Source organism: Vibrio sp. Vb0304, from assembly GCF_033338995.1.
Lineage (GTDB): Bacteria > Pseudomonadota > Gammaproteobacteria > Enterobacterales > Vibrionaceae > Vibrio > Vibrio alginolyticus.
This window is the reverse complement of sequence record NZ_JAWOTT010000005.1, coordinates 220581-237835: the sequence shown is the minus strand read 5'-3', so window position 1 is coordinate 237835 and position 17255 is coordinate 220581. Positions and strand designations below refer to the sequence as shown.

Annotated in this window: 4 protein-coding genes; all 4 read left to right on the top strand. The window is 44.0% G+C overall.

All coding sequences use genetic code 11. The annotated features are described in order from the left end of the window. The first annotated feature begins 46 nt into the window (after positions 1-46). Entirely contained in the window at positions 47-1483 is a 1437-nt protein-coding gene (locus tag R7P35_RS10165) for an arylsulfatase (RefSeq protein ID WP_225466634.1), read from the top strand. A gap of 152 nt (positions 1484-1635) precedes the next feature. Further along, on the top strand, positions 1636-13776 hold the full coding sequence (locus R7P35_RS10160; protein ID WP_318092044.1) for an Ig-like domain-containing protein: 12141 nt from the start codon (positions 1636-1638) through the stop codon (positions 13774-13776). Next, complete coding sequence (locus R7P35_RS10155) at positions 13773-15944, top strand: type I secretion system permease/ATPase (RefSeq protein ID WP_213904936.1); 2172 nt, start codon at positions 13773-13775, stop codon at positions 15942-15944. Before R7P35_RS10160 ends, R7P35_RS10155 begins: the two co-directional genes overlap by 4 nt. Then, positions 15941-17254 carry an HlyD family type I secretion periplasmic adaptor subunit gene (locus R7P35_RS10150; protein ID WP_021033865.1) on the top strand — a complete coding sequence of 438 codons (1314 nt, stop codon included), beginning with the start codon at positions 15941-15943 and terminating at the stop codon, positions 17252-17254. Before R7P35_RS10155 ends, R7P35_RS10150 begins: the two co-directional genes overlap by 4 nt. Position 17255: the final 1 nt, after the last annotated feature.

Here is a 17255-nt window from a genome sequence, read left to right as displayed (position 1 = left end):
TGATAAGACGCACTTACAGGATTGAATTTCAATGAAAGGCGACACTATGAAAAATAAACTAGCAACTATCCTGTTTCTATGTATCCCGTTAGAAGTGGTTGCGGAAGAGACACCAAATGTCGTGGTAATGTTGGTTGATAACCTTGGGTGGGGGGAACTAAGTTCCTATGGGAGTACCAGAGGTGTTGAAACTAAAAACTTAGATCAACTTGCTAGAGAAGGTGTACGCCTTACTAATTTTAATGTGGAACCGCAATGCACGCCAACTCGCTCCTCATTCATGACGGGGAGGCGAGCGCTTAGATCTGGGACAGATAAGGTTGTTTGGGGAGTGCCTTACGGTATGGTGAACTGGGAGATAACCATTGCAGAGAAGTTTAAGGAACAAGGATATAACACGAGCCTTTACGGGAAATGGCATTTGGGAGACCAAAAAGGGCGCTTTCCAACGGATCAAGGCTTTGATGAATGGTATGGCATTGCAAATACGACGGATGAGTCAGAATATAGCTCTCAACCCGGTTATAAAGCTATATTACCTAAACCTCAAATCCTTTCAGCTAGAGCAGGGCAGGATCCTAAAGGGGTCAAAGAATATAATTTGGACTCACGTAGAACGATTGACAGTGAGCTAGTTGAACATGCCACAGATTTTATAAATCGAAATGTGAAAGAGAATAAGCCATTTTTCTCTGTAATTACTTTTACTCAACCACATTTACCGACGCTACCTCATCCTGATTTTATTGGTAAAACAGGCAAAGGAAATTACTCAGATGTGTTAGCTGAGATAGATTTTCGAGCTGGGCAAGTTATTGGTGCAATAGAAAAAGCAGGAATTAAAGACAATACACTAGTGATTTGGTTTTCTGACAACGGTCCAGAGTGGCATATGCCATACCAAGGCTCTAGCGGACCATGGCGTGGTGCGTACTTTACGGCTCTTGAAGGCTCTCTCCGAACACCATTTATTGCCTCTTGGCCTCACCACATCAAACCGGGCAGAGTGAGTGATGAAATTATCCATGTTGTGGATCTATTTGCCTCACTTTCTCATGTCGGTGGATACAAATTACCAAGCGATAGAACAATAGATAGTATTGATCAGTGGGCCTTTTTAAAGGGAGATAGTGAAAAGTCTAATCGAGATGGTTTTATCGTTAACAATGGCTCTGAAACCTACGCTTATAAGTGGGAAAATTACAAGATGCACTTTATTGATCAAGATATCATGCCGGAGAAAGGGCGCTCATTACAGATCCCTGAAATATACAATTTGATTGATGACCCTAAAGAGGAGTTTGATTTAAGAAATAATGCCACATGGTTATTTCCTATCATGATAGGAAAGAGAGTAAAGTTTGAATCTTCCGTTGCAACAAGCTGCGATACGATTCCTTTCCCTGCTCCATTTGGATATAAGCCCGATTGTAGCAAGGGGAATTTCAATCAATTTCCAGTGGATGGGTTACGCCAGAAGTAGTTTACCCCAATGGCTCTTTCTCGCATACATGAGGTATGTTTTTGGTTCAATATCTCATTAGAGCCATTTAGGGCCATGTTTTTTCTAGTTTCATTTGAACAGTCACATTCGTCGACCATACTTAAAGTTCGTTGTTTCATATGGGGCGAATTATGCAGCCAATACTCTACATTCAAGTCGGTAATGTTCTTTGGGCGGTTTTAAGTGACGGTTCTTGGATCCAAATGTTGCCTAACGAACAATTAGTTCCAGAAGTAGAGGTGGTTGTTCTTAATACTGACATTCTCGATATTGCATTTAATGAAGATACAACAAGTGAGGATGAATCGAGTTCGAATGATCTTTTAATTGCATCTCAAAACGGTATTGAATCCACTTTTAATCAGAGCGTTCGAGATTTTAGTGAGTCTTCTGGCGGGTTAAGTTTTGTTGCCTATATTCGCGCTGTTTTACCTGAGCAACTCGTTTCTAATGGCTATGTTACTAGGCCAGCAGTGCAAGAAAGAGAGAACCCAACTTCTGAGACTCAGGCTCCTGAGCGGTTGAATCCCGATGCTATATTAACGGTGGATATTCTTGATGGCGGCGATGGATACGAAAACCAGTTTGAAGTTCCTAGTGTCACGATTCAAGGTGACGCACTCAAGATAAGCGATGAGTGGCTTGTTACTATCACCATTACCGACAGCCTCAATAATTCCATTACTGTTACAACGACCGTAGAGAATGAGGCGTATACCCTATCAGGCGTTGATCTGTCTTCTCTTGCTGAAGGGCCGCTTACGGTGACTTCTGTGGTTTCTGACATTTATGGCAATAACCTGAACGCCGTCGATACGACCATTAAAGATACGCTTGCAACGGTGAACGTCAATTTTGATGGTGGAGGGGATGAGTATTTAAATCAGTACGAAATCGCGACTACTCGCCTCGAAGGGACGATTGAAAACATTGAAGATGGCCAGCGTATCCAAGTTACGGTAACCGACTCGTTAGGAGCGGTCATAAACTTAGAAACGGTGGTGACTGGTGGAAGTTGGTCTCTGGACGACGTTGACCTTTCTGGATTGTCTGAAGGTACGCTGACCGTTGTTGCTGAGAGTATAGATATAGCGGGCAACCCTGCAACCAGTGAAAACACCATCATCAAAGATACGCTCGCAAGTGTGACGGTGGACGTTGACGATGGCGGAGACGGCTATTTAAACATTGAAGAGCGCCAATCTGTCACTTTGTCAGGGCAAGTCAGTGATGTTGAAAATGGTCAGACGGTTTCTGTCACGGTTCAAGACAGCTTGGGGGCGATGCTCTCGTTCAATGCCGTTGTCGTTGATGGTATGTGGCAAGTCGAAGGGGCGAACTTATCCACGTTAGCCGATGGGGCGTTAACCGTATCTGCCTCCGTGAGTGATGTGGCGGGCAACCAAGCGAAAGCGATGGATGAGGCTACGACCATAGATGCTACTGCTCCCACCATTGATATCGATACGGATTTTTATATTAGCGGTGGTCTTGCCATTGATGATTTCCGTGAGGGTATAGTCACGGAAATGAGAGGGACAACCAGTGGTGTAGAGCAAGGTCTGGCGGTGACGATTCGGGTAAGTGACGGAGACAGCACGCTGAATTTTACTGGCCTTGTTGATGCATCAGGTTCGTGGACAGTAACCGGAATTGACGTAAACACTCTCAATCTAAACAGCACGTGGACCATTGAAGCTGAAGTGTTGGATGCCGCCGGCAACCACGCGGTCGATACCATGCCGACAATAGTGCTACCCGGTTCAACGGTATTTTCTGAAAACATCGTTGGATTTTTTGGTGAGCAAAGCAGCTCGGCAGCCATCAACATAGAAAATGGTGTGCCAGCACTGCATGCAGAGCAGCCAAGTTTGAGCGCGCTTACATCGGTCGGTCAATCTATAAATGTTGTTGTTGCAGAAGATGGGTTGAGCTTACAAGGAACATCGACTGACGACCGATTAGTTTTCTCAGCAGAGGTCAATGATGATGGTACGGTTCAAATTACTTTTTATGAAGCGATTGATCATGGTGTAGGTCAAGATGAGCTGGTGACTAACGTATTGGTTGAAAGCACTCAAAGTGATGCTGATGGTACACAAGAAACGGTTGTGGCCCCCCTAGAAATCGCCATCCTTGATGCCGATCCAGTGATCGCAAATGAGTCATATAGTGTAACCGAAGGCCAAGTCATTTCTGGCAATGTACTGGAGAATGACATTGATATTGATGGTGACTTGTACATTCGATATGTCAGAGCCGGAGGAGAGATCCAGTCTGTCCCTGATGGTGGCTCAGTAAGTTTTAGTCTAGAGAAGGGTGAATTAACCGTATTTTCAGATGGCTCTTGGCAGTTGAATGCCAGTCGCAACTTAGATCACACGGTTGAGCAAAGTCTCGTTTTTGATTATCTCGCAGCCGATGATTCAAAAGATTACGGTGTAGCAACCGCAACTATCGACATTATAGATGGCCAAGCGGGTTATGTAGGCAGCGCTACTATAAACACAGCAGAAGTACCTCTGGGAGAGGCATTATTAACCACCGAAGGCAGTGTTAATGTGATTGCTGGCTCTGATAACCCTGATCCGACTAGTTTGTATTTTGGTGGGGCATCCATTACTAAGTTAGAGGCATTAGGGCTTACAAGCTCAGTCTCTGATAATGAGCTTAGCTACACGTTAAGTTCCAGTGGAAAGCAAATCACAGCATTTGCCAATGGTGTGACTGTATTTACGTTAACATTGAGTGGCATTGAGTCGGGTAACGATGTACTAGCTTCAATCTCGCTTACTCTTGATCATCCTATCGACCAATTCAATAGTAGTGATACGGTCACTTTCCCGCTGACCATTGGAGGGACAGATCTAGACTCCACACCGCTTGTAGAGAATGAAATTGATTTCGTGTTGAAAGATGGTGTTGATCCTACGTTGAGCAACTTGACTGTTGTTGCAATCGAGGAGATTAATCTAGAAAGTGGGGCAATCTTTAAGACTGGGAGCCTTCAACTCGATATCGGGAGTGATTATGTTGACTCTCTTCGATTTAGCGAATTAAACCAGCCCACATTAGTGAGTAGTGAAAGTGAGTTGCTTTACCGTCTGTCTGATGACGGTACGACAATTACTGGCTATATCTTAGAAGGTGGGGTGGAAGTAAATATTTTTCAATCGAAACTATTATCCACATTACCTTTAGAGTCGAGTAGTGAAATAGAGTATTCCTTTGAATTATATCGCTCTTTCGATCTGTCAAAAGATCAAATCCTGGATATACCATTGTTAGTTAATGCAACAGATTCAGACGGTGACACCACCTCCGTAACATTGGATATTACCTTAGAGGCAATTGAAGGTTTGAACGATGATGCCTCTTTAACGGTGGATATTCTTGATGGCGGCGATGGATACGAAAACCAGTTTGAAGTTCCTAGTGTCACGATTCAAGGTGACGCACTCAAGATAAGCGATGAGTGGCTTGTTACTATCACCATTACCGACAGCCTCAATAATTCCATTACTGTTACAACGACCGTAGAGAATGAGGCGTATACCCTATCAGGCGTTGATCTGTCTTCTCTTGCTGAAGGGCCGCTTACGGTGACTTCTGTGGTTTCTGACATTTATGGCAATAACCTGAACGCCGTCGATACGACCATTAAAGATACGCTTGCAACGGTGAACGTCAATTTTGATGGTGGAGGGGATGAGTATTTAAATCAGTACGAAATCGCGACTACTCGCCTCGAAGGGACGATTGAAAACATTGAAGATGGCCAGCGTATCCAAGTTACGGTAACCGACTCGTTAGGAGCGGTCATAAACTTAGAAACGGTGGTGACTGGTGGAAGTTGGTCTCTGGACGACGTTGACCTTTCTGGATTGTCTGAAGGTACGCTGACCGTTGTTGCTGAGAGTATAGATATAGCGGGCAACCCTGCAACCAGTGAAAACACCATCATCAAAGATACGCTCGCAAGTGTGACGGTGGACGTTGACGATGGCGGAGACGGCTATTTAAACATTGAAGAGCGCCAATCTGTCACTTTGTCAGGGCAAGTCAGTGATGTTGAAAATGGTCAGACGGTTTCTGTCACGGTTCAAGACAGCTTGGGGGCGATGCTCTCGTTCAATGCCGTTGTCGTTGATGGTATGTGGCAAGTCGAAGGGGCGAACTTATCCACGTTAGCCGATGGGGCGTTAACCGTATCTGCCTCCGTGAGTGATGTGGCGGGCAACCAAGCGAAAGCGATGGATGAGGCTACGACCATAGATGCTACTGCTCCCACCATTGATATCGATACGGATTTTTATATTAGCGGTGGTCTTGCCATTGATGATTTCCGTGAGGGTATAGTCACGGAAATGAGAGGGACAACCAGTGGTGTAGAGCAAGGTCTGGCGGTGACGATTCGGGTAAGTGACGGAGACAGCACGCTGAATTTTACTGGCCTTGTTGATGCATCAGGTTCGTGGACAGTAACCGGAATTGACGTAAACACTCTCAATCTAAACAGCACGTGGACCATTGAAGCTGAAGTGTTGGATGCCGCCGGCAACCACGCGGTCGATACCATGCCGACAATAGTGCTACCCGGTTCAACGGTATTTTCTGAAAACATCGTTGGATTTTTTGGTGAGCAAAGCAGCTCGGCAGCCATCAACATAGAAAATGGTGTGCCAGCACTGCATGCAGAGCAGCCAAGTTTGAGCGCGCTTACATCGGTCGGTCAATCTATAAATGTTGTTGTTGCAGAAGATGGGTTGAGCTTACAAGGAACATCGACTGACGACCGATTAGTTTTCTCAGCAGAGGTCAATGATGATGGTACGGTTCAAATTACTTTTTATGAAGCGATTGATCATGGTGTAGGTCAAGATGAGCTGGTGACTAACGTATTGGTTGAAAGCACTCAAAGTGATGCTGACGGCACACAAGAGACGGTTGTGGCACCGTTAACGATTACTATTTATGACTCTGATCCGGTGATTAGAGATGACACATACTCAGTCGTAGAAGATCAAACAATTACGGGCAATCTACTTGAAAATGATATTGATCTTGATGGAACACTTTATGTGAAATTTGTAGAGGCTGGCGGGGAGCAGAAGTCAATTCTAGAGGGGGGATCCGTAAGTTTTAGTTTAGAAAAAGGCGAATTAACCGTATTTTCTGATGGCTCTTGGCAGTTTGATGCAGGTCGAAACCTAGATCATTCGGTCGAGCAAAGTGTTTCTTTCAGCTATTTAGCTGCAGATGACTCCCAAGACTATGGCTTGGCTAACGCGACCATTGATATTAGTGATGGACAAGCAGGTTACGTAGGCAATGCGACTATAGACGTAACAGAAGTCCCTTTGGATGGCCCGATATTGAACTTTGAAGGAACTGTCAATATTGTCGCGGGATCTGACAACCCTGATCCGAGTAGTTTGTATTTCGGTGGGTCATCTATTACTAAGTTAGAAGCATTAGGGCTTACAAGCTCAGTCTCTGATAATGAGCTTAGCTACACGTTAAGTTCCAGTGGAAAGCAAATTACAGCATTTGCGAATGGTGTCACTGTATTTACGTTAACATTGAGTGGCGTTGAGTCGGGTAACGATGTATTAGCATCAATTTCGCTTACTCTTGAGCACCCTATCGATCAATTCAATAGCAGTGATATGGTCACTTTCCCGTTGACCATTGGTGGCGTAGATTTAGATGCCACACCGCTTGTAGAGAATGAAATTGACTATGTTCTAAAGGATGGCGCAGACCCAACTTTAAATAATTTGAATGGGGTAGAAGTAAAAGAATCTGATCTCGCAAATGGAAGTGTGTTGAGCTCAGGGAATTTTCAAGTTGAGGTTGGCAGTGATTACCTCGAATCTTTGTCGTTCATCGTCTCTGAACAACCCTTGTTGACGAGTGGTGAACAAGTTGTGCTTTATCAAGTCTCTGCGGATGGCAAAACACTTGATGGTTATATTCTTGACGAAGATGGGCAAACTCAGATTCCCATCTTTCAAGCTACCCTCAATGCTTCATTACCTATTGATGCAAATAGCGACATTACCTACTCCTTTGAGCTTTTTCAGGCTCTCGACCAACAAGAAAATACTGATCCAAACGTGCCTCTCGTTGTTACTGCAATGGACTCAGACCAAGATAACACGTCGGTCGTTTTAGACATTAATGTGATAGATAACGACAATGAACAAGCGCTAATCAATAGTGGCAATGTCGAGTTAACCGAAACACCTGTCGATACAAACATTGCTCCTGATGGTGTTTCAGCCATAGCGAATACGGATGTGATAGTTACGTCATCATTCGATCCGATTGTGTATCTGGGTGTTGACATAAATGATGGAGATACTGTCAAAACTACGCTTGGTGATGCTGTTACTTATAACGGAGAGGCTGCCACTTGGTACGATAACAATGATGGAAGCTTTGACGCAATTTCAGACACTGGAGACGTTGTATTTAGGGTCACGTTACCTAGTGACTTCTCTTTGCCATCAAATGATACGTCTACCGTTAATGTAACTGTAGAGCTTTATCACTCGCTTGACCATGTTTTAGGTGATGGGACGCAATTGTCGATCTCTATGCCCATCGTGGCGAGAGATTCTGATGGAAGCGAGATCTCTACGGAGTCCAACATACTGGTCTATGATGGCTTGTTTCCGGAACTAGTAATTACAGAGGGAATCACAGTCAATGAAAGCGGGTTGAATGATGATTCGCTTGATTCTGGCATCGAGGGCTCGTCACCATCCATTACGCTATTACAAGGTTCAGACTCTATCGCCAGTGTGAGCGTGAATATCGATATGTTCAATGCGCTCGGCTATAAAACAAGTAGTGGTAGCCTGGTTTCGCTTGATTCACCGGACTCGAATGGTTGGTTATATGCAAGAGATGAAAGCGAGCAAGACGTCTTTAGAATTAGATTTAATACCGATGGGACTGCCGAGTTTGATCTATACCGTGCACTTGAACACGATGAACCTGACGGTGTTCCAGCGGACGAGAACACATTAGAACTCAGTTTTTCAATTTATGCCGTTGATAAGGATGGCGACCAGTCTGAAGCTGAGACATATACCGTTAGTGTAGTAGATGATATCCCTGAAGACACAAGCTCACCAATAGAAATTGAACTTACCGAGGGGGATGAGTTTTCGGGAAACTGGTTTAGCAATAATGCCGACTTAATCAGTTCAGATGGCACGTTGATTTCAAGTTTGACCTATGCAGGTGAAACATACGATACGGCGAGTTCGGTATTTAGCAATGATGCTTGGACCATCGATTTAATCAATAGTAGTGATGGTAACTTAAAATATGGAACGCTGACTATTGCTCAAGATGGGACATTTACGCTAACTACCGAGCTTATTGTTAATACGCCTGTAGGTGGTTTGCTTGATGATCTAACGATAACTGTGACGGATGCAGACGGTGACCAAGCAAGCAGTGAAGCTCAATTAATTCTTGATGATGCTAGGGGCTTTATTCGAACCGTTAATGTAGATACGTTAGAAGATAATGGCGCGAATAATAGTGGAGACCCTACGCCAGTCGCGTTACCGATTAGAGTTTCTCCTGGGGATACGGAGAATAATGAGCGTGTTGAAGCGATAAGGATCTCTGTTGAATCTCTACAAGGAGGGGCTCTGTTTTTAGACGGAGCGCGCCTTGAAGATGATGATAATGACGGATTTATTAGTCTTTCTGGTACAGAGCTAATGGGGGTGGGTATATTCACTGTTCCAAATGGTGATCTCACTTATCAACCAGCACTAAACCTGTCGGGCAACACTATCAAAGTTTCTTTAGCAGTGTCTGCATTAATCGTATCTGATGTCGAACCAGATGGTTTTGTATTACAAGGCAATAATACGTTAAATGTTAACGTTTTACCGGTTGCAGATTTGCCAGAGTGGTCTAATGATTCGGACTTTTCTTATCAAAGTGTTGAAGATTCCGCTGAATCACTTTCACTCAATATTGTCGCTGAAAAGTTTGACCAAGACGGTTCTGAAACGCTCCACTACCAAATTTCGAATATTCCAGATGGACTTATATTAACACTTAACGGAAGTGCTATTGAGGAAGGGAAAGCGTATAGCCAATCCGAGTTAGATCAAATTGAAATCACATCTAACGAAAACTTAGCCGGAAGATTTACTTTTGATGTAACGGCAGTAACGACTGAGTCGGGTAGTGTGTTTGCCGATGAGCAAGATAAAACAGCGGAGATCACTGAGCAAGTTGTTATCGATATATCTCCAGATGCCGATGTGCCTACGCTGACCGTTAAAAACATTCAGGGGCTTGAAGACCAAGCGATTGACTTAAAAGAGTACATCTTAGGGCGGCTCACTGACACAGATGGCTCGGAGTCTCTGTCTTATCGCATAGAAGTTCAAGATGGTTGGACATTGCCTGTCGGAGCTGGGATTACGCTTATCGGTATTAATACCTACCTAGTGACCTCCAATGCTCTAGCCAATTCAGAGGCGTTACTTCAACCAAAATCGGATATCAGCTCATTTACTGAATCTCTATCCCTTCAAGTAACCGCCATTTCAACAGAGTCGACTATTGATGGCTTAGCACCTCTTAATGAAACCGCCGAGAGCCAATTTGCAACCATTGACATTAAGCTAAAAGGCGTGGTCGATGAACCAATTGTCCTAGATGGTGGACAGGGGAATTGGCAATATGATCAAGCGACTAAAGTAATTAGTAATCTCTCTACGTTAGACGAAGATAACCTGATACAACTGGATTTTATCATCCAGACATCAGACGACGATCTATCAGAAGAAATTAATATCTTGCTTCAGAACATCCCTTTGGGAACACAACTGACAGATGTAAATGGTGACCCTATTGTTCTTCCAATTGCTTACGTGGACCCAATAACGGGGCCAGTTTATCAGGTCTCAAACGCTGTTCTTGAAAACACTTACCTCAAAACAGAGCAAGATTTTAGTGGAACACTGAGCATGGATGTTATCGTCGTTTCAACAGAGCCGGATGGTGATTCTGCTGAAACCCCTCTTAAAGTGGAAATGGAAATCTCACCTATTGTTGATCAAACTGACGGCCAAGAATTACAAAGCAATGGTATTGAGGACAATTTCATCACACTAAATCTTGAGCCTGTCGTTAATCAAGATATAGATTCTAGTGAGTCCTTGACAGGATACACCATTGTATCCATTCCAGATGGCTTAACGCTTTACTTTGATGGTAATGCAGTAGAGGAAAGTAACTTACTGTTAGAACTCAATGAACTACTTGATGGTAGCTCGGCAACATTATCTGAGTTGTTAAACAGTGGACGAATCACTGTAAAAGCTAATGAAGACCTAAGTGGGACATTTAGCCTGGAAGTTCAGTACGAAGTGACAGACACGTCTCCGACGATGGAGACTGATGTAAAGGCAATCAATGGCTCTTTGAGCGTCGTGGTTTCTGGCAAAGTGGATATTGGTAATGAAGATATTGACAAAACACGTTTAGAAGGTGCGACTGAAGTATTCACAAGTACCGATGGGTCTGCTGTCGACGTGAGTGGAGGCATTACATTTACAGAAGCGGATATTGATGGTTCAGAGTATCTCGATTACATCGTTTTACAGATACCGCAGGGTCAAGACCTCATTGTTACTCATCCGAACGGTGCTTCTCAAGATGCCGATGGGAACTGGCTGATTCCAATGGAAGGAATCACAAGTGATAGCGTGTTGGAAACCGCTCAAGATTTGCTTGCTAGCGCATCGATTTATAGCCCATCTAACACAGAGATACTTGATGTGAATGTGTTAGCGTATGTTCGAGATGGAACGGATGCTCAATACATCACTGGTCAGTTCCAAATTCAAATTACTGGCCATGAAGGAGATGGAGACCAGTGTGCTGATCCTGGTGAACCAGGAAGCGTTCAAAGTGGGGATATTGTAGGTAAAGAAGGTGAAGATGTCTCAATTGGGGCGTTTTTAAACCCTGATGTAGCGAGTAGTGACGGTAACTTAGTTTCCTTCTTTGTCGCCGCAGATTCTTTACCTGAAGGAGTCGAGCTTACTGGCGAAGGGGTGATACCTGCTTATGATAATGCGGGCAATCTGTTGGGTTATTCAATTTCTAGCGCTGGATTGTCTTCCTTGACGCTTACTGGCGTGGATGAGGACTTTGCTGGATGCATTACTTTCAATTTAGAAGTGACAGAAACGGCCCCATGCGATGGTGACTCGAAAACAACCGCTCAGACCATTACGGTACAAATCTCTCCTGTTGTCGATGATATCGCGATAGCACCAAGCCAAGTTACGGTTCAAGAAGATACTATAACCAACCTGAATCTTGCTCTTGTATTGGGCGATAGTGAAGGGCCAATGCAGTCCATTACTGGAGAAGGTGACGCAGCGACTGGCCTTGAAAGTGTCAATTGGGTTTCTTTATCTGTGTCTGACGAGAATGCGCGGTTTACTGCCGTGGACCCGAGCCTACTCATTGACAACGGTGATGGAACATGGGTAGTGACAGATGTTACGCGTCTAAACGAAATTCAGTTAATCCCACCTGAAAACTACAGTGGAGAGCTTGTTATTTCCGTTGACGCAAACATTACTGATGAAGTCACGGGAAGTTGTTTAAGTACTGACAGTGCGAAAGATACTCAAACTAAATCAACAGAAGTTACCGTTACCATTGCCCCAGTGGTTGATAAAGCGGTTCTGGAAACAGAAGACGTAGTTGGTAATGAAGATAATTATATTTATTTAGGAAACTTATCTGCATCATTAATCGATCAAGATGGTTCTGAGTCGATGTCTTTGGTCATGACAGGAGTGCCAGACGGAGCCGTGTTGGTTTGGGACAATAATGGGACGTTCGAATTACTCCCTGATAACGGTTCAACGGATGGTGAGAGCAAGGAGTGGCAGCTAACTCAAGCACAACTTGATAAGGTTTACTTTCTACCGCCACTAGATTTTAGTGGGGATATTTCATTAACACTGCAAGCTATTACCCAAGAGTCTGGATCAAACGACTATAACTATACCACTTCTCAGTTCAACGTCGGCGTAAAACCGATTGGCGATGATGTATCGTTGAATACAACCTCTAACACGTTCACTGGAGATGAAGGTGATTCCATTTCGATTGACTTTTTAGCGAGCGGTTTTGAAACAAATAGCAACGAATATATAGAAGTGTCGATGTTGATCAAAGCAAGCTCTGAACCCTCTGCATTGGAAGGCTTAGGTAGGATTCGTATTGGAACTCAATTCTCATCCTTTACCTTCGATGACGCGGGCAATGCCGTGGCGACGGTATTAGTGCGAGCAAATGAAGTGTCAGGTTTGGAGTTCATTCCGAAGGATGCATTTGGAACGATGGATGTTGCTCTCAATGTTAGAACGTTTGATCAAGCGATAGTGTCAGAGACACTCGAAACCGATTTTGGAGATGTGCAAACTACCGATCTAACCATTGTTGTTACCCCTGAAGCTGATGAGCCAACACTAACGGCCGATTATCAGTCTATTGTGTCTGAAGCGTCTGGGAGTATTCCTTTGGGGTTGAGCATGAATTTAGTCAATCCTGCACCCGAAGAGTTTGGAAGTGTGGAGATTCGCGGATTACCAACAGATCTAGAGTTGAGTCATGGTGAAAGATTGAACGGCATTTATACTGTTGATCAAGAGGATGTCGCTGATCTTTCCATCGTTGGCGGGTTTAGCGGTGCAAGTGATTTTACGTTGTCGATAAAACCGATTGCAACACTGGGTGCTACAGTCGCAGAAGGTGCTGCTCAGACAGTCAATGTTACCTTAGTGGAAGAAGGGGGCCAAACATTACTTGCGACAGATGCTAATGATTTGCTTATTGGAGGAAGTGGCAGCGATGTATTCCAGTTTGACAGTTCAGGGCTCGGTAACGAGTTAAAGCCCTCGTACGATGTGATCAACGATTTCCAAATATCCGTTATTGGTGATGATAATGACACAATTGACATCGCCTCGATAATCACCGCTACCTCGATAACAGAAGTCGATAATAAGCTCGATTTAACAGAGAATGATGATGGCGTAACGCTTCACATAAAACCAGAAGAGACGGGGACAAAACAACAGATTCTTATGCAGGGCGTCACTCTTGATCAGCTTTACAAAGGTGACTCGACTGGCGTAGCCGAAGAAAATGTCTTACAGAAGATGATTGATGACAACAACTTGCTAGTAGGTGGTATGTCATGAAGCATCACTCATCCTCATCAAGTGAGCTGACTAACGATCCTTGGGGGCAATCGTTAACTTGGTTGATGCGTTATTTTGAGGTTAGACACCATACAAAAAAGGTGCTTTCTGGATTACCTCTTGTTGAGGGTAGATTGGATAGTGACTTATTCATCAGAGCCGCTGAGCGAGCCGATCTTGAACTCACATTAATCGATTTAAAATCCACCGCAATGTTGAGCTTTCCATTGGTGGTAATCAATAGGAAGACGTTACAACCCGCTATTATATCTGAGCGACATAACAGCGATTATCAAGTCACGTTATTTAGTGAAGATCAAGGTGAAACGCAATACGTCACGAGCGAGGAGCTGCATAATCAATTCCAGCCTCAAGCATGGCAAGTTTCTATGCGTCCAGAGTTGGACAAACGGATAAGTTCTATTCAAGCGGATTATAATGAACATTGGCTTTTCGCCGTAGTGAAAGAAATGTCTCCGTGGTATCGAGATCTTTTGATTGCCTCTTTCCTTATCAATACGCTAGCGCTAGTTATTCCGCTTTTCACTATGAACGTTTACGATCGTGTAGTGCCTAATCAAGCTTTCAGTACATTATGGGTTTTGGTCGCTGGTGTCTCCGTCATCATTATTTTTGATTGGCTATTGCGTAAAGCAAGGGGAGTTGTCACTGATACCGCGGGTAAGTACATCGATAACAAGCTTTCTTCGATACTTTTTTCTAAAGTTATGGGGATGAAACTTGAACACCGTCCTGCATCAGTCGGTGCATTCGCTCGACAACTACAAGATTTTGATAGTGTTCGCGATTTTTTTACTTCTGCATCTCTTGTGACCTTAGTTGATCTCCCATTTACGTTGTTATTTTTAGTCTTAATAGGTTGGCTAGGTGGGGCAATGATGTTCATACCTATTGCCGTCATGTTTATCCTGCTGATCCTTGGCTTTGCGGTAAAAGCAAAAATAGAACAATCACATACGGAAAGTGCTGCACTATCCATGAAGCGACAAGCTCACTTGTTTGATTCATTGTCCTCTTTAAAAGAGATTAAGCAAAATAACGCTACGGGAGAAGCACAAAAGCGTTGGGAGCAGACGGTATCCATGCTTTCTGATTGGCAAAATCAATCGCGAAACTATTCGAATATCGTTGCTTACTCCATTCAATCTAGCCAGCAGATAATTACCGTAATGTTACTTGTAACAGGCGTGTACAGAATTTCTGAGGGATTGCTCAGCATGGGGGGGCTCATTGCTATTGTCATGCTTAGCGGTCGTGCTGCAGGGGCGATTAACCAGTTAGCTATGCTGTTACTTCGCTATCAACAGACAAAAACAGCGGTTGAAGGCTTAAATTCTATCATGTCTTTACCTCAGGAGGTGCAACGCAGTCAGGTCATTACGTCTGCCGAATTTACAGGGAATATACGTTTAGAAAACGTGAGCTTCCAATACCCAGATGTTGATATGCCATGTTTGAGAGATATTAATCTTACTATCAAGCAAGGCGAACGCGTTGGCGTTATTGGTAGTGCAGGAGCAGGAAAGTCTACACTCCTTTCTATTATTACCAATCAACTCAGTGCCTTACAGGGTAGCGTTTATTTTGATGACATTGACAGTCAGCTTTGGCCCGCCGAATTGATAAGAGAGAAAACGGGTTGGGTTGGCCAAGATTCGCATCTTATATACGGCAGCATTATGGAAAACATAGTATTAGGACATCATGTTATTGATCAAGAACGTTTACGCCGTGCGATAGAATTATCGGGTTTGAACCAGTACATGAGCCGCCTTCCTCATGGTCTAGAAACGCAAGTCGGAGAAGGAGGGCGTTATTTGTCGGGGGGGCAAAGGCAAGCTGTAGCGATTTCAAGAGCGTTTTATCGAAACCCTGCAGCATTAATTTTAGACGAGCCAACCAGTTCCTTAGACCAGCCAGCTGAGAATGCGTTGTTTAATGCTCTTAAATCGTTGCCGCACTCGACGACGATGATTATTAGCTCTCATAAACATTCCTTATTATCGCTTTGTGATCGAATTGTTGTGCTTGATATAGGCACAATTTTGAGGGAAGGAGCGCCCCAAGAAATTTTTGCTAAACAACAGTCTAACGCGAAAACGAACAGAGTACGCGCAGTATCAATTGTACGCGAAGGAGGTCAATGATGAGCACAGTTCGTTGGAGTAATGCTCATTTAGCAAACCGTTCGAGAACGTTGATTTGGTTGTCTGCCGCGTTAGTGCTAAGTGTGATTATTTGGGCCTCGTGGGCGAGGTTAGACGAAGTGGTTGTCGGCGAAGGAAAGGTTGTTCCTACTTTGTCTGTTCAGACGATTCAGAGCTTAGAGGGAGGCATTCTAAAGGAGTTACTTGTCATGCCTGGTGAAAGCGTCACTAAGGGGCAAACCATCGCTATTCTGGATGATACAAGGTTTAAGTCGACCTATTCGGAGACCTCTGAACAAGTTGAATCTTTGCTCGCCAGAAAGCAGAGGCTTCAAATTGAATTAGAAACGGTAAAAGTGAATAGCCTCCAACTGGATTGGAAACAACAAGTGAGTATCGAGCCTCAGCCATTTGATATTTCGATGACCGGCCACTCTGCCTATCTGAATGCCAAAGCAAACTATCTTGAGCGGTTGAGCCAACTGGAGTCTGAGCTGGAGGAGGCTAAATTGCGAATTGAGCAACAATCGCAAGCTTATCTAGATACCTTGAATACCATTCAAACACTAAAAAGCAGTCTGGTTATTGTCTCGAAAGAGCGAGATATGTTGAGAGAGGTGGTTTCTAGTGGCGCGGTGGCTGAAGTGGAATTATTAAAACTGAATAGAGACGTTATAAAGCTCAAAGGAGACATCGCGAGTTCACAAGCTGCTGCCCAAAAGCAAAGGGCTGTGTATTCTGAATCCATCGCAGATTATCGTGGTACTGCGCTTGCTTTTAGGGCAGAGGCACAAGGGCAGCTCAATGAAGTTGTGACGCAACTAGCGCAGCTCAATGAAAGTCGTCAGGCGATTGCGGATCAGTTGAATCGAACGCAGTTACTTTCTCCGGTCGATGGAACCATCAAAGATGTTTTTGTCAGAACCATCGGAGGTGTGGTTAAGCCGGGTGAGCCTATTTTAGAAATAGTCCCTCGTAATAGCACGTTAATCGTTGAAGCGAGAATTTCTCCTCAGAATATCGCCTTCATAAGGCCTGGCCTGCCGGCAACGGTAAAGTTGTCTGCCTATGACTTTGTCATTTACGGAGGCCTAGAAGGAGAAGTGACCTACGTAAGCGCCGATGCACTTCAAAATGAAGAGGGCAATGCCTACTACCGTGCCAACGTTACTTTCAAGGTTGATGATAAGTTTACGATCATCCCGGGAATGCAGGTTGTGGTAGACATTCTTACAGGAGAAAAAACAGTACTGAATTATTGGTTAAAACCTATATTACGTGCGAAAGAGAATTCGCTCAGAGAAAGATAGA